This is a genomic window from Aromatoleum anaerobium, from assembly GCF_012910705.2.
Taxonomy (GTDB): Bacteria; Pseudomonadota; Gammaproteobacteria; order Burkholderiales; family Rhodocyclaceae; genus Aromatoleum; species Aromatoleum anaerobium.
This window is the reverse complement of sequence record NZ_WTVG02000037.1, coordinates 540,803-561,825: the sequence shown is the minus strand read 5'-3', so window position 1 is coordinate 561,825 and position 21,023 is coordinate 540,803. Positions and strand designations below refer to the sequence as shown.

At 66.1% G+C, this 21,023-nt stretch carries 25 protein-coding genes; 16 read left to right on the top strand and 9 right to left on the bottom strand.

Going from position 1 to position 21,023, the window contains the following annotated elements:
• The first annotated feature begins 110 nt into the window (after positions 1 to 110).
• The 6 genes from GO606_RS08715 to ribD all read left to right on the top strand — a co-directional run bounded on the left by GO606_RS08715 (position 111) and on the right by ribD (position 6,145).
• Positions 111 to 719 (top strand): TRAP transporter small permease subunit, encoded by a 609-nt coding sequence (locus tag GO606_RS08715; protein WP_169117571.1) that lies wholly within the window; start codon positions 111 to 113, stop codon positions 717 to 719.
• Positions 716 to 2,407 (top strand): TRAP transporter large permease, encoded by a 1,692-nt coding sequence (locus GO606_RS08710; protein WP_169117570.1) that lies wholly within the window; start codon positions 716 to 718, stop codon positions 2,405 to 2,407. The genes GO606_RS08715 and GO606_RS08710 overlap by 4 nt, the downstream gene beginning before the upstream one ends.
• Entirely contained in the window at positions 2,398 to 3,048 is a 651-nt protein-coding gene (locus GO606_RS08705) for a histidine phosphatase family protein (RefSeq protein WP_169117569.1), read from the top strand. Before GO606_RS08710 ends, GO606_RS08705 begins: the two co-directional genes overlap by 10 nt.
• Positions 3,049 to 3,210: 162 nt before the next feature.
• Positions 3,211 to 4,461, top strand: a complete 1,251-nt coding sequence (gene glyA / locus GO606_RS08700; RefSeq protein ID WP_169117568.1) for a serine hydroxymethyltransferase — start codon at positions 3,211 to 3,213, stop codon at positions 4,459 to 4,461.
• A 93-nt stretch (positions 4,462 to 4,554) separates the two neighbouring features.
• Positions 4,555 to 5,070, top strand: coding sequence for a transcriptional regulator NrdR (gene nrdR, locus GO606_RS08695; RefSeq protein ID WP_169117567.1), 516 nt, complete (start codon positions 4,555 to 4,557; stop codon positions 5,068 to 5,070).
• Positions 5,051 to 6,145 (top strand): bifunctional diaminohydroxyphosphoribosylaminopyrimidine deaminase/5-amino-6-(5-phosphoribosylamino)uracil reductase RibD, encoded by a 1,095-nt coding sequence (ribD, locus tag GO606_RS08690; RefSeq protein ID WP_169117566.1) that lies wholly within the window; start codon positions 5,051 to 5,053, stop codon positions 6,143 to 6,145. Before nrdR ends, ribD begins: the two co-directional genes overlap by 20 nt.
• A gap of 24 nt (positions 6,146 to 6,169) precedes the next feature.
• Here the strand turns inward: ribD and GO606_RS08685 are convergent, their stop codons facing one another.
• From GO606_RS08685 to gpmA, 5 genes are all read right to left on the bottom strand, one after another.
• Positions 6,170 to 6,925, bottom strand: coding sequence for a HesA/MoeB/ThiF family protein (locus GO606_RS08685; protein WP_169117565.1), 756 nt, complete (start codon positions 6,923 to 6,925; stop codon positions 6,170 to 6,172).
• Between the two features lie 80 nt (positions 6,926 to 7,005).
• On the bottom strand, positions 7,006 to 7,455 hold the full coding sequence (locus GO606_RS08680) for a hypothetical protein (RefSeq protein WP_169117564.1): 450 nt from the start codon (positions 7,453 to 7,455) through the stop codon (positions 7,006 to 7,008).
• Positions 7,456 to 7,475: 20 nt separating this feature from the next.
• Positions 7,476 to 8,861: a S41 family peptidase gene (locus GO606_RS08675; protein ID WP_169117563.1), complete on the bottom strand. Its 1,386-nt coding sequence runs from the start codon at positions 8,859 to 8,861 to the stop codon at positions 7,476 to 7,478.
• 42 nt (positions 8,862 to 8,903) lie between these two features.
• Positions 8,904 to 10,232, bottom strand: coding sequence for a murein hydrolase activator EnvC family protein (locus tag GO606_RS08670; RefSeq protein ID WP_169117562.1), 1,329 nt, complete (start codon positions 10,230 to 10,232; stop codon positions 8,904 to 8,906).
• A gap of 14 nt (positions 10,233 to 10,246) precedes the next feature.
• On the bottom strand, positions 10,247 to 10,996 hold the full coding sequence (gpmA, locus tag GO606_RS08665; protein ID WP_169117561.1) for a 2,3-diphosphoglycerate-dependent phosphoglycerate mutase: 750 nt from the start codon (positions 10,994 to 10,996) through the stop codon (positions 10,247 to 10,249).
• Positions 10,997 to 11,155: 159 nt separating this feature from the next.
• Between gpmA and GO606_RS08660 the strand changes: the two genes are divergently transcribed.
• The 6 genes from GO606_RS08660 (at position 11,156) to GO606_RS08635 (ending at position 14,327) form a co-directional block, all read left to right on the top strand.
• Positions 11,156 to 11,485 carry an ArsR/SmtB family transcription factor gene (locus GO606_RS08660; protein WP_053419886.1) on the top strand — a complete coding sequence of 110 codons (330 nt, stop codon included), beginning with the start codon at positions 11,156 to 11,158 and terminating at the stop codon, positions 11,483 to 11,485.
• A gap of 105 nt (positions 11,486 to 11,590) precedes the next feature.
• Entirely contained in the window at positions 11,591 to 12,007 is a 417-nt protein-coding gene (locus GO606_RS08655) for a rhodanese-like domain-containing protein (protein WP_169117560.1), read from the top strand.
• Between the two features lie 2 nt (positions 12,008 to 12,009).
• The gene (grxC, locus tag GO606_RS08650) at positions 12,010 to 12,270 is read left to right on the top strand and encodes a glutaredoxin 3 (protein ID WP_425532198.1); all 261 of its coding nucleotides are present in this window, start codon (positions 12,010 to 12,012) and stop codon (positions 12,268 to 12,270) included.
• A gap of 130 nt (positions 12,271 to 12,400) precedes the next feature.
• Positions 12,401 to 12,880: a protein-export chaperone SecB gene (gene secB, locus GO606_RS08645; RefSeq protein WP_169117559.1), complete on the top strand. Its 480-nt coding sequence runs from the start codon at positions 12,401 to 12,403 to the stop codon at positions 12,878 to 12,880.
• Positions 12,881 to 12,885: 5 nt separating this feature from the next.
• Positions 12,886 to 13,335: an SH3 domain-containing protein gene (locus tag GO606_RS08640; RefSeq protein ID WP_169117558.1), complete on the top strand. Its 450-nt coding sequence runs from the start codon at positions 12,886 to 12,888 to the stop codon at positions 13,333 to 13,335.
• Positions 13,336 to 13,340: 5 nt separating this feature from the next.
• Entirely contained in the window at positions 13,341 to 14,327 is a 987-nt protein-coding gene (locus tag GO606_RS08635; protein ID WP_211166531.1) for an NAD(P)H-dependent glycerol-3-phosphate dehydrogenase, read from the top strand.
• 94 nt (positions 14,328 to 14,421) lie between these two features.
• Here the strand turns inward: GO606_RS08635 and GO606_RS08630 are convergent, their stop codons facing one another.
• Both GO606_RS08630 and GO606_RS08625 read right to left on the bottom strand, forming a co-directional pair.
• A complete protein-coding gene (locus GO606_RS08630; protein ID WP_169117556.1) occupies positions 14,422 to 14,886 on the bottom strand; it encodes a tRNA (cytidine(34)-2'-O)-methyltransferase in 465 nt (154 codons plus the stop codon).
• 1 nt (position 14,887) lies between these two features.
• Entirely contained in the window at positions 14,888 to 15,589 is a 702-nt protein-coding gene (locus tag GO606_RS08625; RefSeq protein WP_343316186.1) for a ComF family protein, read from the bottom strand.
• Between the two features lie 66 nt (positions 15,590 to 15,655).
• On the opposite strand from GO606_RS08625, the gene bioB reads away from it, so the two are divergent.
• The 3 genes from bioB to GO606_RS08610 all read left to right on the top strand — a co-directional run bounded on the left by bioB (position 15,656) and on the right by GO606_RS08610 (position 18,280).
• A complete protein-coding gene (bioB, locus tag GO606_RS08620; protein ID WP_169117555.1) occupies positions 15,656 to 16,642 on the top strand; it encodes a biotin synthase BioB in 987 nt (328 codons plus the stop codon).
• Positions 16,643 to 16,730: 88 nt separating this feature from the next.
• Entirely contained in the window at positions 16,731 to 17,624 is an 894-nt protein-coding gene (locus tag GO606_RS08615; protein WP_169117554.1) for a malonyl-ACP O-methyltransferase, read from the top strand.
• On the top strand, positions 17,621 to 18,280 hold the full coding sequence (locus GO606_RS08610) for a pyrimidine 5'-nucleotidase (RefSeq protein WP_169117553.1): 660 nt from the start codon (positions 17,621 to 17,623) through the stop codon (positions 18,278 to 18,280). The genes GO606_RS08615 and GO606_RS08610 overlap by 4 nt, the downstream gene beginning before the upstream one ends.
• 15 nt (positions 18,281 to 18,295) lie before the next feature.
• On the opposite strand, the gene hemB is transcribed toward GO606_RS08610, so the two are convergent.
• Together hemB and yihA are read right to left on the bottom strand one after the other, a co-directional pair.
• Positions 18,296 to 19,309, bottom strand: a complete 1,014-nt coding sequence (gene hemB / locus GO606_RS08605) for a porphobilinogen synthase (RefSeq protein ID WP_169117552.1) — start codon at positions 19,307 to 19,309, stop codon at positions 18,296 to 18,298.
• Between the two features lie 222 nt (positions 19,310 to 19,531).
• A complete protein-coding gene (gene yihA, locus GO606_RS08600; protein WP_169117551.1) occupies positions 19,532 to 20,182 on the bottom strand; it encodes a ribosome biogenesis GTP-binding protein YihA/YsxC in 651 nt (216 codons plus the stop codon).
• 120 nt (positions 20,183 to 20,302) lie between these two features.
• Between yihA and GO606_RS08595 the strand changes: the two genes are divergently transcribed.
• Entirely contained in the window at positions 20,303 to 20,929 is a 627-nt protein-coding gene (locus GO606_RS08595; RefSeq protein WP_169117550.1) for a c-type cytochrome, read from the top strand.
• Positions 20,930 to 21,023 lie beyond the last annotated feature (94 nt).

The following is a 21,023-nucleotide window of genomic DNA, read 5'->3' as shown; positions in this document are numbered from 1 at the left end:
GTCCGCCCCGGCGGGCCGTTCCCGCTTCCGCCGTCCGGAATACGGCTGCAGCCTCCATTCGCCGGCCGACGCTTGTGAATCCTCCTCCCCACGTTTCAGGCAAACACCCGATGGGAATTCTGCTCAAACTGTCAAAAGGGATCGATGCGATCGGCCGACTGATCGGCAAGATCATCATCTGGTTCATCCTCGCGACCACGCTGATCAGCGCCGGCAACGCCGTCGCACGCAAGGCGTTCAGCATCGGCTCGAACGCGTTTCTCGAAATCCAGTGGTACCTGTTCGCTGCCGTGTTCATGCTCGGCGCCGGTTACGCCTTCCTGCAGAACGCCCACGTGCGCATCGACGTCGTGGCCGGCAAGCTCAGCAACCGCACGCGCAACTATGTCGACATCATCGGCATCATCGTCTTCCTGCTGCCGCTGTGCTACTTCATGATCAGCTTCTCGTGGCCGGTGGTGCACGGCGCCTACGTGTCCGGCGAAATGTCGTCCAACGCCGGCGGCCTGATCCGCTGGCCCGTCTACGCGCTGGTTCCCGTCGGCTTCGCGCTGCTCGGGCTGCAGGCCATCTCCGAGCTGATCAAGCGCATCGCCTTTCTGACGGGTCGCGGCCCGGATGCCTTGGCGACCGCCGGGCATGACGAAACCCAGGACCACGTACACGCCGCCGTCGGCGATACCTCCGAGTCCAACACTGCCGGCGAGCCCCAGAAATGATCGAATTCGTCTCCGCCAACATCGCCCCGATCATGTTCGGGGTCATCATCTTCTTCCTGCTGTCAGGCTTTCCCGTCGCCTTTTCGCTGTCGGCCTGCGGGCTGTTCTTCGGCTTCATCGGCCTCGAACTGGGCCTGATCCCCGCGGCCCTGTTCCAGGCGCTGCCGCTGCGGGTGTTCGGCATCATGCAGAACGATACGCTGCTGGCGATCCCGTTCTTCACACTGATGGGGCTGATCCTCGAACGCAGCGGCATGGCCGAGGACCTGCTCGAGACGGTCGGCCAAGTGTTCGGCCCGATCCGCGGCGGCCTCGCGCTGGCGGTGATCTTCGTCGGTGCGCTGCTCGCGGCGACGACGGGAGTCGTCGCCGCCTCGGTGATCTCGATGGGCCTGATCTCGCTGCCGATCATGCTGCGCTACGGCTACAGCCGGCCGATCGCCGCGGGCGTCATCACCGCGTCGGGCACGCTCGCGCAGGCGATCCCGCCGTCGCTGGTGCTGATCGTCATGGCCGACCAGCTCGGCCGCAGCGTCGGCGACATGTACAAGGGCGCGATGATCCCGGCGCTCGCGCTGGTCGGGTTGTATGCGCTGTTCATTATCGGCCTGGCGATCTTCCGGCCGAAGATGGTGCCTGCGCTGCCGCCCGAGGCGCTCGCCTATCGCGAACCCGACGGCAGCTCGGGGCTGCGCTCGCTTGGCGTGCTGGCGCTGCTCGTGACCGTCGTCTCGGTCGCGCTCGGCCAGAACTACGGCGCGCTCCTCGCCTGGCTCGAAGGCCAGGAAGTGCCAACGCCGGCGCTCGACGAGACCATCGTCGTGGCGCTGACCTTCGGCACGATGCTGGCCCTCGTGCTCGCGCTCCTCAACCGCGCGCTCAGGCTCGGGCTGCTGTCGCGCATCGCCGAACGCGTCACCTTCGTGCTGATCCCGCCGCTGATCCTGATCTTCCTCGTGCTCGGCACAATCTTCCTCGGCGTCGCGACGCCCACCGAAGGCGGCGCGCTGGGCGCGGTCGGCGCGCTGGTAATGGCGCTGTCGCGCCGCCGCCTGGATATGAAGACGCTGATCCAGGCGCTCGAATCGACGACGCGGCTGTCGATCTTCGTGCTCTTCATCCTCGTCGGCTCGACGATCTTCAGCTTTGTGTTCACCGCGGTGGACGGCCAGATCTGGGTGGAGCACCTGTTCGACCGGCTGCCCGGTGGCCAACTCGGCTTCCTGCTGTTCGTCAACACGGTGATCTTCTTCCTCGGCTGCTTCATCGACTTTTTCGAGATCGCGTTCATCCTGATGCCGCTGCTCGGCCCGGTCGCGGACAAGATGGGAATCGATCTGATCTGGTTCGGCGTGATCATCGCGCTGAACCTGCAGACCTCGTTCCTGACGCCGCCGTTCGGTTTCGCGCTGTTCTACCTGCGCAGCGTCGCACCGGCTTCCTCGTACCTCGACCGCATCACGAACAAGCGCATCGAGGGCATGAAGACCGGCGACATCTATCGCGGCTCGGTCGCGTTCGTGATCATCCAGCTCGTCATGGTCGCCCTCGTCATCGCCTTCCCCGAGCTCGTCACGGGCGGGCTGGGCGAGAAGACCAAGGTCGATCTCGACACCATCCAGATCCAGCAACCGCCGGGCGATGCCGGCAGCTGGGGCGACAACGGGGGCGGCGACGCATGGAAATGATGCGCGCGACGCGGCTGTGCCTGATTCGACATGGCGAAACCGCATGGAATGCGGAAAAGCGCCTGCAGGGACACCTGGACGTGCCGCTCAACGAAATCGGCCACGTCCAGGCCGAAGCGACCGCCGCGAGCCTCGCCGGACATCGCTTCGCCGCGTTCTACTGCAGCGACCTGCGCCGCGCGCAGCAGACCGCGGCGGCGGCGGGCCGCACGCTCGGGTTCGAAGCGACTCTCGAACCCGAACTGCGCGAACGGCACTACGGGGTATTCCAGGGCCTCACCTACGACGAAGCCCGCGAGCGATTCCCGCAGGACTTCGCCCGCTTCCACGCCCGCGACCCCGACTTCGCCTTTTGCGGCGAAGGTGAGAGCCTCGGCGCCTTTGCGGCGCGCATCCACCGCGCCCTTGAACGTATCGCCACCCGGCATGCAGGCCGGCAGGCGCTGGTCGTCACGCACGGCGGCGTGCTCGACATTGCCCATCGCCTCGCGACCGGCAAGGCACTGGATACGCCGCGCGACTTCACGATTCCCAACGCCGCGCTCAACTGGATCGAGTTCGACGGCCGCCGCTGGCACCTCCTGGCGTGGGCCGAGCAGGCTCACCTTGCTGCCGCCCGCGACGAACTGCCGAACACCTGACGGTCCGGCGCAGCCGCCTGCGATCGGCAGGACGGCTGTACCGGGCCACGCGTGCGCCACAGGGATCTCCGCGCGGCTGCGGGCGAATGCTTGCCCCACCCATGACCGCTTGCGGTGCGTGCTAATATCCGCTTTTAAAACCAATCGCTTCGAGTCCGTCTCATGTTCTCTGCGCAAGACACCCTCGCCAAGGTCGACCCCGAGCTGTGGGCAGCCATCCAAGCCGAAAACCGCCGCCAGGAAGACCACATCGAACTCATCGCTTCGGAAAACTACGTTTCCCACGCCGTGATGGAGGCGCAGGGTTCCCAGCTGACGAACAAGTACGCCGAAGGCTACCCGGGCAAGCGCTACTACGGCGGTTGCGAGCACGTCGATGTCGCCGAGCAGATCGCGATCGACCGCATCAAGAAGCTGTTCGGCGCGCAGGCCGCCAACGTCCAGCCGAACTCCGGCTCGCAGGCGAACCAGGCGGTGCTGATGGCCTTCGCCAAACCCGGCGACACGATCATGGGCATGAGCCTCGCCGAAGGCGGCCACCTCACGCACGGCATGCCGCTGAACATGTCGGGCAAGTGGTTCAACGTCGTCGCCTATGGCCTCGATGAAAAGGAAGAGATCGACTACGACGCGATGGAACGGCTCGCGCGTGAGCACAAGCCGCGCATCATCATCGCCGGCGCCTCCGCCTATTCGCTGCGCATCGACTTCGAGCGCTTCGCGAAGATCGCGAAGGAAATCGGTGCGATCTTCTGGGTCGACATGGCGCACTACGCCGGCCTGATCGCCGCCGGTTACTATCCGAACCCGGTGCCGCACGCCGACGTCGTGACCTCGACGACGCACAAGACGCTGCGCGGCCCGCGCGGCGGCATCATCCTGATGAAAGCCGAACACGAGAAAGCCATCAACTCGGCGATCTTCCCGGGGTTGCAGGGCGGCCCGCTGATGCATGTCATCGCCGCCAAGGCGGTCGCCTTCAAGGAAGCGCTGACCCCGCAGTTCCGCGACTACCAGGAACAGGTCATCGCCAATGCGCGCGTGATGGCACGCGTGCTCGGCGAGGAGCGCGGCCTGCGCATCATCTCGGGCCGCACCGAAAGCCACGTCTTCCTCGTCGACCTGCGCTCGAAAAACATCACCGGCAAGGCCGCCGAAGCGGTGCTCGGCTCGGCGCACATCACGGTGAACAAGAACTCGATCCCGAAGGATCCCGAAAAGCCTTTCGTCACTTCCGGCATTCGCATCGGCTCGCCGGCAATGACGACGCGCGGCTTCACCGAGATCGAAGCCGAGCAGGTCGCGCACCTGATCGCCGACGTTCTCGATGCGCCGCAGGACGAGGCAGTCCTCGCGGATGTCCGGGCCAAGGTCGCCGAACTGTGCGCCCGTCACCCGGTGTATGGAAAGTAGGCGACTGCGCCTGAGCCGCGAGCACGCGCCGGCGCGCGGCAGCGGTTTTTCGCCAACCGCTCGGGCCGGCGCCGCAGCGTCCCGGCGCCGCTCATGAAATGCCCTTTCTGCGGCGACCCGAACACCCAAGTCGCCGACACGCGTGAGAACGAAGGCGGCGAAGTGGTTCGCCGCCGGCGGCGGTGCCCGAAGTGCGACAAACGCTTCACGACATATGAGCGCATCGACCTGAAGATGCCGCACATCGTCAAGCGCAATGGCAACCGCAGCGAGTTCGAGCACGACAAGCTTGCCGGCAGCATGAAACTCGCGTTGCGCAAGCGCCCGGTCACGCTCGAAGCGCTCGACGCGGCGGTCGACCGCATCGAGGCGAAGCTGCTGGCTCTGGGCGAACAGGAAGTGCCGAGCGAGAAAGTCGGCGAACTCGTGATGCGCGAACTGAAGAAGCTCGACAAGGTCGCCTACATCCGTTTTGCCTCGGTTTATCGCAACTTCGCCGACGTCGACGAATTCGCCGAGGTGATCCGCGAAGTCAAGGCGCGCCCCAAGCGCAATCGTCCCGCAGACCCCCCGGAACCGACCTCCGAGAATGACCTATTCCGAAGCTGACCATGTCGCGATGGCCCGCGCGCTGCAACTGGCCGGGCGCGGGCTGGAGACGACGACGCCGAACCCGCGGGTCGGCTGCGTCCTGATGAAGGAAGGCCGCATTGTCGGCGAAGGCTGGCACCGGCGCGCCGGCGAGCCGCACGCCGAAGTCCTCGCGCTGCGCGCTGCCGGCGACGCGGCGCGCGGCGCGACCGCCTATGTGACGCTCGAACCCTGCACCCATCACGGACGCACACCCCCGTGCGCCGACGCGCTGATCGCCGCCGGCGTCATGCGCGTCGTCGCGGCGATGGAAGATCCGAATCCGCTCGTCGCCGGCACCGGGGTCGCCCGCCTGCGCGCCGCGGGCATTGCCGTCACGACGGGCCTGCTCGCGGCCGACGCGCACGAACTCAACATCGGCTTCGTGTCGCGCATGACGCGCGGGCGCCCGTGGGTGCGGCTGAAGACCGCGGGCACGCTCGACGGCAAGACCGCGCTGAACAATGGCGTCAGCCAGTGGATCACCGCAGACGCAGCGCGGCGCGACGGACACCGCTGGCGCGCCCGCGCGTGCGCGGTGCTCACCGGCATCGGCACCGTGCGGGAGGACGATCCGCAGCTCACGGTGCGGGCCGTGCCGTGCGAGCGCCAGCCGCTGCGGGTGCTCGTCGACGCGCGGCTCGACGTGGCCCTGTCGGCGAAACTGCTGCAGGGAGGCGGCTGCCTGATCGCCACCGCCATCGAGGATCGCGAAAAGAGCGCGGCGCTGAAGGCACTCGGCGCCGACGTCGTCGTGCTGCCGAACGGCCAGGGGAAAGTCGATCTGCCGAGCCTGATGCGCGAACTCGGCGACCGCGGCATCAACGAAGTCCATGTCGAAGCGGGGCTCAAGCTCAACGGTTCGTTGCTGCGCGAGAACTGCGTCGACGAACTGCTGTTCTACGTCGCGCCAATGCTGGTCGGCGACGCCGCCCAAGGGTTGTTCAACCTGCCGGAACTCGCGCAACTCGACCGCGCGATACGGCTGCAATGGCGCGATGTCCGCTTCATCGGCGACGATCTTCGCCTGCTCGCCCGTCCGCTGAAAGCCTGAATCTGAAGGGGGTCGCCCGGAAATTCAGTCGTCCCGCCCGGCGCACACTTCGCAGGCCGGATCGCGACCGAGCAGGACGCTGCGCCATTCCATTGCGAGACCGTCAAGCAGCAGCAGGCGGCCGTCGAGCGACGTACCGCAGCCGATCAGGAGTTTCAGCGCCTCGGCCGCTTGCGTCGCACCGATGATGCCGGTGAGCGGCGCGAACACACCCATCACGGCACAACGCACTTCGTCGACATCCTGCCCTTCCGGGAACAGGCAGTGGTAGCAGGGGCTGTCGGATCGGCGCAGGTCGAAGACCGAAACCTGCCCGTCGAAGCGGATCGCCGCGCCGGAGACGAGCGGCTTGCGAAAGCGGACGCAGGCACGATTGATCGCGTGACGCGTGGCGAAATTGTCGGAACAGTCGAGTACCAGGTCCGCCGCAGCGACCTGCTCGTCGAGCTCAGCTCCCTCGAGGCGCATCGCGAGCGGCTCGATCCGCGCCTGCGGGTTGAGCCGGAGCAGCGTGTCGCGCCCCGACTCGACTTTCAGGCGCCCGACCCCTTCGGCGCTGTGCAGGATCTGGCGCTGCAGGTTCGTCAGATCGACGGTGTCCCCGTCGCACAGCACGACTGTCCCGACGCCGGCCGCGGCGAGATACATTGCCGCCGGCGACCCGAGCCCTCCGGCTCCGATCACCAGCACTCGCGACGCGAGAATCGCCTCCTGCCCCTCGACGCCGATTTCGGGCAGCAGGATATGCCGGCTGTAGCGCAAAAGCTGGTCGTCATTCATCGGGGAAAAATCCGGGTGAGGGGGAAGCGCCGGCATGGAAAAGAAAGGGCCCGGGGAAAGGAACCCGGGGAACCTCCGGCCTACTTGTATTCGCGGAATTCGACCGGCGTATCGTCGTGATCGCCGTGGAGGTGATGGTCATACGCCGTCACATAGACTTCGTTCGATTTCTTGATCAGCCGCTCGGGCGACCCGAGATTGTGCCGCTGCGTTTCCTCGCAAAAATAAACGAAAGTCCGCACCAGCCGCCAGTAAAGCGCGTTGTCGAGGTGGAAACCCGCCTCGGACAACGCGCTCTCGACCATTTCGAGCGAAAATTCGAGCACCGAATAGGAGACGATCAGCGATAGCGGATGTTCCCCCGTCGCAACACGCAATCCCCTGAACATCTGCAGCGAGCGCATCGCCTGCCCGACCTGGCCGGGCGGCAGGGATGCAAAACGGATTTCCCGCTGCTTCTCGAGCCCGGCTCCAGCAACCGGGTGGTCATGATGCCTGCCGGCCAGCTTGTAGGCAGTCTCCCGACGCATCACGTCTCCTTATCGCGTTTTTATTCTTTCTTATTCTGGACGATCTGCAGGCCCTTGAGAAGGTTCAGCGCCTGGTTCAGCTGGTAGTCGTCCTTGCTCGCGAGTTCCGGACGGGGCAGCGCATCGGCTTCGTCGTCGGCAGGCGACTTGTCGCCCGCCTTCGGCTCGTCGGCCTTCTTCGGCTCCGCCTCGGGGTCGCGATCATTGCCGAGGTGGCGGTCCAGGTCGGCCTCGCGCAGGCGCCGCGACGAACCGTTTGCCGTTTCCTCGACGATGATGTCGGGCTCGATGCCCTTCGCCTGGATCGAGCGGCCGCTCGGCGTGTAGTAACGGGCCGTCGTCAGCTTGATCGCGGTGTTGCTGTTGAGCGGCAGGATCGTCTGGACCGAGCCTTTGCCGAACGTCTGCGTCCCCATCACGACCGCGCGGCGGTGGTCCTGCAAGGCGCCGGCGACGATTTCGGAAGCCGAGGCCGAACCGGCATTGACGAGCACGACCATCGGGAGCGTGCGCGCGGCCGCCGGCAACTCCTTGAGGAAATCCTCACGGCTGCCGCGCAGGTAGTCGTCTGCCCGCGCGCGATATTCACGCTTGGCGTCGTCGGTCCGCCCGTCGGTCGACACCACCAGCGCATTCGCCGGCAGGAACGCCGAAGCGACGCCGACAGCGCCGTGCAGCAAGCCGCCCGGATCGTTGCGCAGGTCGAGCACCAGGCCTTTCATGGTGCCTTCCTTGGCGAGCTTGGCAAGGTGCTCGGCGACGGCTTGCGAGGTGTTTTCCTGGAACTGCGCGACGCGCAGGTAACCATAACCGGGTTCGACCATCTTCGACTTGACGCTCTGCACCTTGATCACTTCGCGCGTCAGCGTCAGCACCACCGGGCGATCCTCGCCCTTGCGCACGATGGTCAGCGTGATGTCGGTCTTCGGCTTGCCGCGCATGCGCTTGACTGCGTCGCTGAGCGTCATGCCCTTCACCGGCGTTTCGTCGAGCTTGACGATCAGGTCGCCGGCCTTGACGCCCGAGCGGAACGCGGGAGTATCCTCGATCGGCGAAATGACCTTGACGAACCCGTCTTCCATGCCCACTTCGATGCCGAGCCCGCCGAACTCGCCGTGCGTGCCGACCTGCAGTTCCTTGTACGCTTCCACATCGAGGTAGGCAGAGTGGGGATCGAGCCCGCTCAGCATGCCGCTGATCGCGTGGTTGATGAGTTTCTTGTCCTCGACGGGTTCGACGTAGCCCTGCTTGATCGCGTTGAACACGTCGGCAAATGCGCGCAGCTCCTCGACCGGCAGCGGGGCAGGTGAAACTTTGTCGGCACTGGCGGGGAAATTGAGACTGATCAGCACCCCGGCGAACACGCCGGTCATGATCAAACCCGCTTTCTGAAGCTTGTTACGCATGACTACTCCATCGAGGAAAAAACACCGGGAACCCCGGAAAAGCTAATTGAGCCGCACCCACTGCAGGGGATCGACCGGCTGCCCGCGGTAACGGATCTCAAAGTATAAACCCGATTCGGAGGCGCCTCCGCTCGCTCCAACGCTGGCAATCGGGTCCCCCCCGGCAATCACGTCGCCGAGCTCCTTCAGCAAGGCGTCGTTGTTACCGTATATCGACAGGTAGTCACTGCCGTGGTCGACAATGATGAGGTTGCCGTAGCCGCGCAGCCAGTCCGAGAACACGATCTCGCCCGCCGCCACTGCCCGCACCTCCGCACCGCCGGAGGCGCGTATGAAAACGCCCCGCCACGTCGTGCCACCTTCCGCCCTTGGAGCACCGAAACGTCCAACCAGTTCGCCGCGGACCGGAAATCGCATCTTGCCGCGCAACTGCGCAAAGCTCACGCCCGTCGGAGTCGCTTCCGCGGCCTGCCGGACCTCGCCGACGACCGCTTCCGAACGGGAGCGCGGCGTCGACGGCGCGCCTCCCACCGCGTCCGCCCGCTTCTCCGCCGCCGCCCTTGCCGCCGCGCGGGCGGCAGCTTCGCGCGCGGCGGCAAGGGCCGCGACACGCGCGGCTTCGCGTTCGGCCGCCCGCCTGGCGAGGACTTCCACCAGGCGACCGAGCCGCTGCTGATCCTGGCGCAGCGTCTCCTCTTCCTTGCGCTGGCTGAGCAGTTGCCGGGATATCCCTTCGAGGGCCTGCTTGCGCCTGGCCTGCATCGATTCGAGCGTGGCATGCTGGGCGCGCTGTTGCGCCTCGAGCGCCACCAGGCGGTCGCGCCGGCCGGCAATCGACTCGCCGAGCTCGGCTTTCTGCCGCAGATCCCCGCGCAGCGACTCGATCAGCGCCAGGCGGGCCCTGCCGAGGTGTTCCAGATAGTGAGCGTCGCGGGCGAATTGATTCGCGTCGCGGCTCGACAGGAACGGCGCGACCCCGCCGCCCGCGCCATGGACATAGTGCCGGCGCAGCCACTCGCCCAGTTCGGTCTGCCGCGCCGCGATCCGGGCCTCCACCGCCTCCTGCTCGGCCTCGAGGATCGCCAGCGACTTTTCGGTCGTCGCCCGCTCCGCGGCCAGGGCGTGCAGCTGGCGCTGCGCCTGCGAAACCGCCCGTTCCGCGGCGGCGAGTTCGGCGGCAGCGCCCGAACGGGTTTCCTCGGTATCGGCAATCTCCTTGCGCAGATCCGCGATGCGGCGTTTCACCTCTTCGAGGTCGGAACGCTTCTGCGCGACCTCGGCCGGCTCGCTTGCCTGCGCCGCGGGGGGAGCGAGCAGCAACGCCAGCGCCAGCGCAGGGATAAGAAACTGCAGTCCGAACCGGACGATCATTCTCGGGAGGGCTTTCAGCCCTTGGCCCTGCCCTGCCCGGCCACCGCGGCCTCGGCCGCCCGAATGGTGTCGGCATCGGCGAGGTAGTAGTTCCTGATCGGGCGCAGGTTCGCGTCCAGTTCGTAGACGAGCGGCTGCGCGGTCGGGATGTTGAGGCTGACGATCTCGCTGTCCGAGATGTTGTCGAGATACTTGATCAGCGCGCGCAGGCTGTTGCCGTGGGCCGCGATCAGGATGCGGCGGCCGGCCAGGATGTTCGGCACGATCATCGTCTCCCAGTACGGCACGAAGCGCGCAACCGTGTCCTTGAGGCATTCGGTGCGCGGGAATTGGGCGCGCGGCAGCGATGCATAGCGCGGGTCGCCGCTGGTGAGCCGTTCATCGCCCTCCGGCAGCGGCGGCGGCGGGATGTCATATGAACGGCGCCAGATGAGCACCTGGTCGTCGCCGAATTTCGCCGCCGTCTCGGCCTTGTTGAGCCCCTGCAGATCGCCGTAATGCCGTTCGTTCAGGCGCCACGAATGTTCCACCGGCAGCCACAGCGAGTCGAGTTCCTCGAGGACGATGTTCAGCGTCTTGTTGGCACGCTTGAGCACCGACGTGTAGGCCAGGTCGAAGGTGTAACCCTCGCGTTTCAGCAAGCGACCGGCAACCCGGGCCTCCTCGACCCCCTTCTCGGTGAGATCGACGTCGGTCCAGCCGGTAAAGCGGTTGTCCTTGTTCCAGGTAGACTCGCCATGGCGAAGCAGAACGATTTTGTACATGAACGCTCGGGAAAAAGTGGTTGAAATTGTGAAGCTGACATCAAACGACAGGACGAGGCCGGGACCGGAGCGCCCGGCAAAACACAAAGACACCGGACTCGCCCTTAATCGGGCCGCGATATTTTATACTAGTCGCCTGATCTGCACTTCACGCCCACAGTGGACAACAACGCCATCATCGACCTGATCGACAAGCACGAGCACATCGAGACCGCCGCTCGCGCCCTCAAGGCGATTGCACACCCCCTGCGGCTCAAGATCCTGTGCGTGCTCGGCGAGAGCGAGATCTGCGTCCAGGAAATCGTGGAGGCGGTCGGCACCTCGCAGAGCAACATCTCCCAGCATCTCGCGATCCTTCGGGACAAGGGGGTGCTGCAAACCCGCAAGGATGCCAACCGCGTCTATTACCGCGTCTGCGACCAGCGGACGCTGCAGCTGATCGTGCTGATGCGCGAAGTGTTCTGCGGCGTCGCCCGCGACAGGATGTGAGCCGGCGCTGCCGGCTGCAATCCCGGTTGCCATCTGAATTGTCACCTCAGTTGTCACCTCAGTTGTCACCATTCGCATCGAACCCATAGAACGGAGCAAGATTTCGTGGAATTCCTCCAGCAAAACTGGTACTGGGCTGCGCTCGCTGTAGCGAGCGGCAGCTGGCTGCTGTTCGACTTCGCGCGCGCGCAAGGCGATAAAAGCCAGGTATCCCCGATCGAGGCGACGCTGCTGATCAACCGCGAAGAGGCGATCGTCATCGACATTCGCGACCAGGCCGAATACGCGCGCGGCCATATCCCGAACGCACGCCATATTCCGCAGGGCGATCTCGAACGGCGCAGCGCGGAACTCGCGAAGTTCAAGGACCGTCCGCTGATCGTTTATTGTTTCACCGGTGCTCGCTCGTCTGCGGCGATTGCAACGCTGAGGAAAGCGGGATTCGAGAAACTCTTCAACCTGCGGGGCGGTCTCGTCGAATGGGAAAAAGCCGGGCAGCCGGTCAGCCGCAAGAGGAAATGAACATGGCAAAAATCAGAATGTATGCCACGAACGTGTGCCCCTACTGCGTGCGTGCCGAACAACTCCTCAAGCGCAAGGGCGTGACCGACATCGAGAAGATCCGCGTCGATCAGGATCCGTCGCTGCGCGACGAGATGATCAGGCTCACCGGGCGCCGGACGGTACCGCAGATCTTCATCGGCGACCAGCACGTCGGCGGTTGCGACGACCTGTTCGAACTCGACCACGCCGGCAAGCTCGACTCCTTGCTGGCCGTGCCCTGAGCGTCCCGGCCCCGGCCCGGCGCCATTTACACCCGCGCCGCCGCCAGCCGTGTCAGCTTCGCATCATCCGCACCAACCCGATCCACTTCCCGATCCACTTCCCGATTCACTTTCTTTTCCAGGCCTTTCCATGACCGAAAACGCACAAGCCGCGCAACCCGTCTTCTCGATCGAAAAACTCTACGTCAAGGATCTCTCGCTCGAAGTGCCGAACGCGCCGAAGATTTTTCTCGACCGCGAGAACCCGCAGATCAACGTGCAACTGCGCACCGAGGCCAGCAACGTCGACGAAGGCATTTTCGAAGTCACGCTGACGGTGACCGTATCGTCGAAACTGGCGGAAGACCGGACGGTGTTTCTCGTCGAGGTTGCGCAGGCGGGTATTTTCCAGATCCGCAACATTCCGGAAGGCGATCTCGAGGCGGTGATGATGATCGGCTGCCCGAACATCCTTTTCCCGTATGCGCGCGAATCGGTGTCGGACGCGATCACCCGCGCCGGCTTCCAGCCGGTGGTGCTTGCCCCGGTGAACTTCGAATCGCTGTACCAGGCCCAGCAGCAACAGCAGGCCGCGGCGGCCGCGCAGGCCGGCGAACTCCCGATCCAGTAAGACGAATGCGCGCGAACATCCGCTTCTCGCTGTCCCTTGCCGCCGCGCTGGCCCTGTCGGCCGGCGCTGTCGAGGCGATCGAATTCCGTTCGGTCGGCGAACCCGCCGTGCTGTTCGACGCACCTTCCGAGAAGGGCAAGCGCCTGTACATCGTCGCTCCGGGCACCCCCGTCGAAGTCGTCGTGACGCTCGACAAGTGGGTCAAGGTGCGCGATGCGGGCGGCGCGCTGACCTGGATCGAACGGCGCGCGCTGTCCGAAAAACGCACGGTGATGGTTGCCGTGCCGCGTGCCGTGGTGCGCCAGCGCCCCGCGGACGATGCGCCGGCGGCATTCGAGACCGTCAAGGATGCGGTCCTCGAATTCGTCGCGCAACCGGGCGACGGCTGGATCCAGGTCCGCCACAAGGACGGCACGCAGGGCTATGTGAAGATCAGCGAGGTGTGGGGGCTTTGACGCGAATGCGCATCGCGGTGTTCGGCGCCGGTGCCTGGGGCACCGCGCTGGCGCTCGCATTCAGCCCGCGCCACGACGTCGTGCTGTGGGGCCGCGACGCAATCCATATCGATACCCTGGCCACGACGCGACACAACGAGCGTTACCTGCCCGGCGTGCCCCTTCCGGAAGAACTGGCCCTGACGGCCGACTTCGCCGCTGCTGCCCGCACTGCCGACCTGCACCTCGTCGTCACGCCGCTCGCCGGCCTTCGCGCCGCGGTCGGCGAACTGAGCAGGCTGCAACCCGGCACGCCGTTGATCTGGGCATGCAAAGGTCTCGAAGCGGGGACCGGCAAGTTGCCGCATGAAATCGTCGCCGAAGAGCTCGGGCCCGCAGCCCTGTGCGGCGTATTGACCGGCCCCAGCTTCGCTGCCGAAGTCGCCCGCGGAATGCCGACCGCGGTGACGCTGGCGGCGGTCGACCCGGCTTTCGCCAATCGCTGGGTTCCTGCGCTCCACCAGCCGCGGTTGCGCATTTACGCGAACTCCGACCTCGTCGGCGCCGAAATCGGCGGCGCGGTCAAGAACGTGCTCGCGATCGCCGCGGGCGTGTCCGACGGCATGGGGTTCGGCCTCAATGCGCGCGCGGCACTGATCACCCGCGGGCTCGCCGAAATCGCGCGGCTCGCCGAAGCCCTCGGCGGACGCCCCGAAACCCTGATGGGCCTGGCCGGCATGGGGGACCTGATCCTGACCTGCACCGGCGACCTGTCGCGCAACCGGCGCGTCGGGCTCGCACTCGCGCAGGGCAAGACCCTCGCCGAGATTCTCGGCGAACTCGGCCACGTCGCCGAAGGCGTGTCGACCGCCCGCGAGGTCGTCAAGCTCGCCACCCGCCACGGCGTCCAGATGCCGCTGTGCGAAGCCGTCGACACCCTGCTCCACGACGTCCGCCTCGGCCCGCGCGAAGTCGTCGAGCAACTGCTGTCGCGCGAGCCACGGCACGAGTGAGCCGGGCCGGGGCGTTCGCGCCTATTGCGGCGCACCGACAGCCCGCCTCCGGTCCGCCCCCGCCGCTTCCCGCCGGGCGGATGCACCGGAGCGCTCAAGTCGCGCCGGCAAATCCCAGTTGGCGCCACGCTTCGAAAACGACGACCGCCACGGCGTTCGACAGGTTCACGCTGCGGTTGGCCGGGCACATCGGGATGCGCAACGTCTGCATGTCCGGCACCGAATCGAGAACCTCGGCCGGCAGCCCGCTGGTTTCGCGGCCGAACAACAGCACGTCGTCCGCACGGTAGTCGACGAGATCGTAGCGCGTCCGGCCTTTGGTGCTCAGCGCCAGCAAGCGCCGGCCGGCCAGCGCCGACCGGCACGCGTTCCAGTCCTCATGAATGGTGACCGTCGTCAGATCGTGGTAATCGAGGCCGGCGCGCGCGAGTTGCCGGTCGGAGAGGTCGAAGCCGAGCGGACGCACGAGATGCAGGCGCGCGCCGGTGTTGGCCGCGAGCCGGATCGTGTTGCCGGTGTTCGGCGGGATTTCGGGCTGGAAGAGAACGATATCGAGCATGTCAGTGGGGGGAAGGGGTGCGTGCGACGACGAGGTTTTCGACGCGCGCGGCGCCGTGCGTCTTGAGCGTGCGGGCGAGCTCATCGAGCGTCGCGCCGGTCGTCATGACGTCATCGACGACGATCACCGTGCGGCCGGCAAACGAGGCCTCGCAACGGAAGGCGCCCCGCATATTGACGCTTCGCTCCTTCCACGGCAAGGACACTTGCGGCGCGGTGTTCAGCGTGCGCCCGACAGCCGCGAGTTCGAGCGGCAAGCCCCACGCGCGTCCGAGCGGGCGGGCGATCTCGACGGCCTGGTTGAAGCCGCGCTCGCGCAGCCGGCGGACATGCAGCGGCATCGGCAGCAGGAGCGAAGCCGGCCGGGGCGGGCCGAGCGGCAACAGCGCCTCGGCGAAGAAATTCGCCAACGCCAGCCGGTGCCGATACTTGAGCCCCTGGACGATCCGGTCCACGGGAAAAGTGTACGCAAACGCGGCGCGGCTCGCATCGAACGCCGGCGGATTGCGCAGGCAGCGCCCGCAAGTAGCGCCATCGGCAGTCGGGACGGCACATACCGGGCACGACACCGGCTGGCGCGGCAGATCGTTCCGGCAGGCGCTGCACAGCGCAGCCGCGCCCGACATCGACCCGCACACGAAGCAGTCCTGCGGCATCAGCAGGTCTGCGATCCGGCGCGCGCGATGGCGCAACGCATCGAGCACGTTTGACAAGATTTCCGCCAATGAAGGAACATGCGAAGCTTCGCATTACATCCCGGAACCGCTTTCATGACAATGACTTCAGCGCCCGCTGCCGAACGCCAAGCCGACACGGCCGTACCCCGCACCCAGTGGACCGTGGCCGAAGCCGTCGAGCTGTTCGAACAGCCTTTCATGGACCTGCTCTTCCGCGCGCAGCAGGTGCACCGCGCACATTTCGACGCGAACGCGGTGCAGCGCTCGACGCTGCTGTCGATCAAGACCGGCGGCTGCTCGGAAGACTGCGGCTACTGCTCGCAATCGACGCGCCACAACACCGGCCTGGACCGTGAGCAGCTGCTGAAAGTGGCCGAAGTCGTCGAGCACGCGAAAGCGGCGAAAGCGAAGGGAGCGTCGCGCTTCTGCATGGGCGCGGCGTGGCGCGGGCCCAAGGACAAGGACATGGAGACGGTGCTGGCGATGGTGCGCGAGGTGAAGGCGCTCGGCCTCGAGACCTGCGTGACCCTCGGCATGCTCAAAGGCGACCAGGCGCTGCAGCTCAAGGAAGCCGGCCTCGACTACTACAACCACAACCTCGACACCGCGCCGGAGTTCTACGGCCAGATCATCACGACGCACACCCTGGCCGACCGCCTCGACACGCTCGAACAGGTGCGCGGCGCGGGCATCAACGTCTGTTCCGGCGGCATCGTCGGCATGGGTGAAGGACGACGCAGCCGCGCCGGCCTGCTGGTGCAGCTCGCGAACATGGCGTCGCCGCCGGAATCAGTGCCGATCAACAACCTCGTGCCGGTGCCCGGCACGCCGCTCGAAAACGTCGACAAGATCGACCCGTTCGAATTCGTCCGCACCATCGCCGCGGCGCGCATCATGATGCCGACGAGTTTCGTCCGCCTGTCCGCCGGACGCCAGCAGATGAGTGACGAGCTGCAGGCGCTGTGCTTCATGGCCGGCGCGAACTCGATCTTCTACGGCGACCGCCTGCTGACGACCGACAATCCCGACACCGACCGCGACGAGACGCTGTTCGCGCGCCTCGGCCTGCGTCCCGTCTGAGCCGAATGAGCGTCCCCGCTCGGCCGCCCGAAGGGGGCGCTCGTCCTCCCGTGGGGAGGATGTCGCGCAGCGACAGGAGGGTAGTCCAGTGAGCGCTCCGGCCGACTTCACCCTCGCCCACGAACTCCTCGTCCGGCGCTTCGGCCGTGCCGCGGCGACCTACGACGAGGTCGCGGTGCTCGCGCGCGAAGTCGCACGCCGGATGGACGAGCGGCTCGACTACATCCGCATCGAACCGAAGCGCATCCTCGATCTGGGCTGCGGCACCGGGGCGGACTTCGAGGCGCTCGGCAAGCGGTACCCGAAAGCGACGCGAATCGGCGCCGATTTCGCGCTGCCGATGCTGGACCGCGCGCGCGGCGAGCGCAGCCTCTTCGGGCGGCTGCGCTCGCTCGGCCGCAACGCGCCGCCGTCGCTCGTCTGCGCCGATGCGTCCGCCCTCCCGTTCGCCCGTGCCAGCCTGTCGCTGGTGTGGTCGAACCTGCTGCTCAACTGGCTCGCCGATCCGCTGCCTGCGTTGCGCGAAATGCACCGCGTGCTCGAGACGGACGGCCTGCTGATGTTCTCGTCACTGGGGCCTGACACGCTGAAAGAGCTGCGCGCGGCCTTGCCCAGCACGCACGGCGAGCGGGTGCACCGCTTCATTGACATGCACGACCTGGGCGATGCGCTGGTGCAGGCCGGCTTCTCCGATCCGGTCATGGACATGGAGGTCCTGACGCTGACCTACACCGACCTGGACGAACTGCTGCGCGACCTGCAGCTTTCCGGCAGCGCGAATGCGAGTCTCGCGCGACCGCGCGGACTCGCCGGCAAGTCGGGCTGGGCCGCGGCGCGCAACGCGCTCGAAGCGTTGCGCCGCGACGGGCGCCTGCCGGCGACTTTCGAGGTCGTCCAGGGCCACGCATGGAAAGCGCAGCCGAAAACGACCGACGACGGCCGCGCGGTCATGCAGTTCCAGCCGCGCAAGCTGCGCGGATGAACGCTCCGCTCCCGCCCCGACTGGTGTGGCTGTTCGACCTCGACAACACGTTGCACAACGCCAGCGCCCACATCTTCCCGCACATCAACCGCAGCATGACGGCGTACCTCGAGCAGCACCTGTCGCTGAGCCGGGAGGAAGCGAACGCGCTGCGGGTCCACTACTGGCATCGCTACGGAGCGACGCTGCTCGGCCTCGTGCGCCACCACGGCACCAACCCGCACCACTTTCTCGAGGCGACGCATCGCTTCGAGAAACTGCACAAGCTGATGGTGTTCGACCGCGCGCTGCGCTCGATGCTGCGCCGCCTGCCGGGGCGCAAGATCGTGTTCTCGAACGGCCCGCAGCGCTACGCCGAAGCGGTCGTCGAGGCGATGGGCATCCGCCGGCATTTCCATGACGTGTTCGGCATCGAGCAGATGCGCTTCCATCCGAAGCCCGGCGTGCAGGCGTTCCGTCACCTGCTCCACGATCACCGCCTGGACCCGCGGCACTGCGTGCTGGTCGAGGATTCGGCCGAGAACCTGCGCACCGCGAAGCGGCTCGGCATGAAGACGGTGCTCGTCGGGCGCGGCCTGAAGCAGCCGGCCTACATCGACATGAAGATCAGCTCGATCCTGCGCCTGCGCCGCGCCGCCCGGCCTTGGCTGGCGTGACGTCGGACGGAAGGGTCAGGCGGCCTTCAGCCAGCGCGCCGCGTCGAGCGCGAAGTACGTCAGGATGCCGTCGGCGCCGGCGCGCTTGAACGACAGCAGCGCCTCCATCACGCACGCCTCCTCCGCCAGCCAGCCGTTGGCGATCGCCGCCTTCAGCATCGCGTACTCGCCGCTGACCTGATACACGTAGGTCGGCACCTGCAGTTCGGTCTTCACGCGCCGGACGATGTCGAGGTACGGCATGCCGGGCTTGACCATGAACATGTCGGCCCCTTCGGCGAGGTCGAGCGCGACTTCGCGGATCGCTTCGTCGGAATTCGCCGGGTCCATCTGGTAGGTGTATTTGTTGCCTTTGCCGAGGTTGCCGGCCGAGCCGACCGCATCGCGGAACGGGCCGTAGAAGCTCGACGCGTACTTTGCAGCGTACGCGAGGATGCGGGTGTGGATGCGACCGTCGCCATCGAGCTCGGCGCGGATGCGCGCGACCCGCCCGTCCATCATGTCGGACGGCGCGACGACGTCGGCGCCGGCCTGCGCATGGCACAGCGCCTGTTTCGCCAGCGCTTCGAGCGTCTCGTCGTTGAGCACATAGCCGCGCGAATCGTCGGGATCGATCAGCCCGTCCTGGCCATGGCTGGTGTAGGGATCGAGCGCGACGTCGGTGATCACGCCGAGTTCCGGGAAGCGCGTCTTCAGCGCCTGCACGACCCGCGGCACGAGTCCATCAGGATTCCACGCCTCTTCGGCGCCGGGCGTCTTGCCCCCGGCCTCGATGACCGGGAACAGCGCCAGCGCCGGCACGCCGAGCGAAACCGCCTCTTCGGCGACGCGCAGCAGATTGTCGAGCGACACGCGGTTCACCCCCGGCATCGACGGCACCGCTTCGGTGAGGCCCGTCCCTTCGAGCACGAACACCGGATAGATCAGGTCATCGGTGGAAAGCCGGGACTCGCGCATCAGGCGGCGGGAAAAGTCGTCGCGGCGCATCCGCCGCATGCGGGTCGCGGGAAAGATTCCGGTAGGGCGCATGGTCAGTCCAGTCAGGTGGGAGCGAAACACCCGGTAACGAAACCGCGGGGGAACTTCGCCGAAAGAGGCTTATCTTATCGTACAGATGGTGACGAGCCATCTCCCGCTTCACCTCCCTGAGCGGGTGCCTTAATCCAGTTAAGGCGTTTGACCCCGGGCTTTATCCCCTTTAGCCCGGGGTTTTTTATTGCCCCGGTCGTTTATTCGCCGACTGCAGACCGGTTACTTCCCTGCCGCGCGCAGCTGGGCCGGGGTCGGAATTGCCGGCAAATCCTCGCTCGGCAGACCGAGCCAGCCAGCCACCTTGTGCTCGACCTCTTCCATGCCGATTTTCTTCAGGCTGGAGAACAGTTGCACGCTGATCTGCGGCCCGATTGTCGCGACTTCGCGCCGAACGCTGGCGAGCGTGGCCGCAGCCTCGTTGCGCGACAGCTTGTCGCATTTCGTCAGCAGCGCATGAATCGGTCGCCCGCCGGGCACGAACCAGTCGATCATCTGCCGATCGAGCGGGGTCAGCGGATGACGCGAATCCATGATCAGCACCAGTCCGATCAGGTTTTCACGCTTGCGCAGGTAGTGCTCGAGCAGCCCCTGCCATTGGCGGCGGATGTTTTCCGGCACTTTCGCGTAGCCATAGCCCGGCAGGTCGACGAGCACCGCCCCGCAATCGAGGCGAAAGAAATTGATCAGCTGGGTGCGTCCGGGCGTCTTCGACACGAATGCCAGACGGGTATGATCGGCAAGCGTATTGATGGCGCTCGACTTCCCGGCGTTGGAGCGTCCGGCGAACGCGATTTCCGCGCCCTCCGGAGGGGGTAAATCTCCTGATTTTGCAATGGAAATTTCGAATCGTGCGTTACGGAAGATCGGCATCTGGGAATCGGCAAGAACAAGGACGGGGTGGGAGCGCGCCCACCTTGCATCGCGCAAAACGGGGTACTTGATATAGAATAACGCGTTTGTGACGACCGCTCACGGCTTTCTGAGGACACCATGATCAAGCGTTCCCTGCTGCTCCCGCTGCTGCTGGTTGCCGGCGGCCTTCAGGCCCAAGACCAGGCTCCCGATCTTGCAAAGGCGAAAATGACGGCCGAAACCGTCTGCGCCGGTTGTCACGGAGCGGACGGCAACAGCCCGATTTCGGCCAATCCGAAGATCGCGGGGCAGCACGAGGAATATCTCTACAAGCAGCTGAGGGCGTTCAAGTCGTGGGACGGCAAGACGCCAGAGCGCGAAAACCCCATCATGGGCGCCATGGTGGCCGGGCTCGAAGACGCGGACATGAAGGCGCTTGCGACCTATTTCGCGTCGCAGAAACTGCAGCCCGAGAGCGCGAAGAATGCGGCGACGGCACAACAGGGCCAGGACATCTGGCGTGCCGGCATCGCGGCGAAAGGCCTGCCGGCCTGCGCCGGGTGTCACGGCCCGACGGGTGCCGGCATGCCGGTCCAGTACCCGCGCGTTGCAGGCCAGTTCGTCGAGTACACCGAAGCGCAACTGAAGGCCTTTCGCGACGGCGTACGCAAGAACGATCCGAACCAGATGATGCAGACGATCGCACTGAAGATGACGGACGCGGAAATCAGGGCCGTCTCGGATTACGCGGCGGGACTGCGTTAAGAACCTGCTGGCGGAATCGCGGTTCGTGAATGGGGTGGCTCGACCACCCTTTTTTCTTGCCGGACAGGCGCCGGCCAGGTGATGGCAGGGCGCC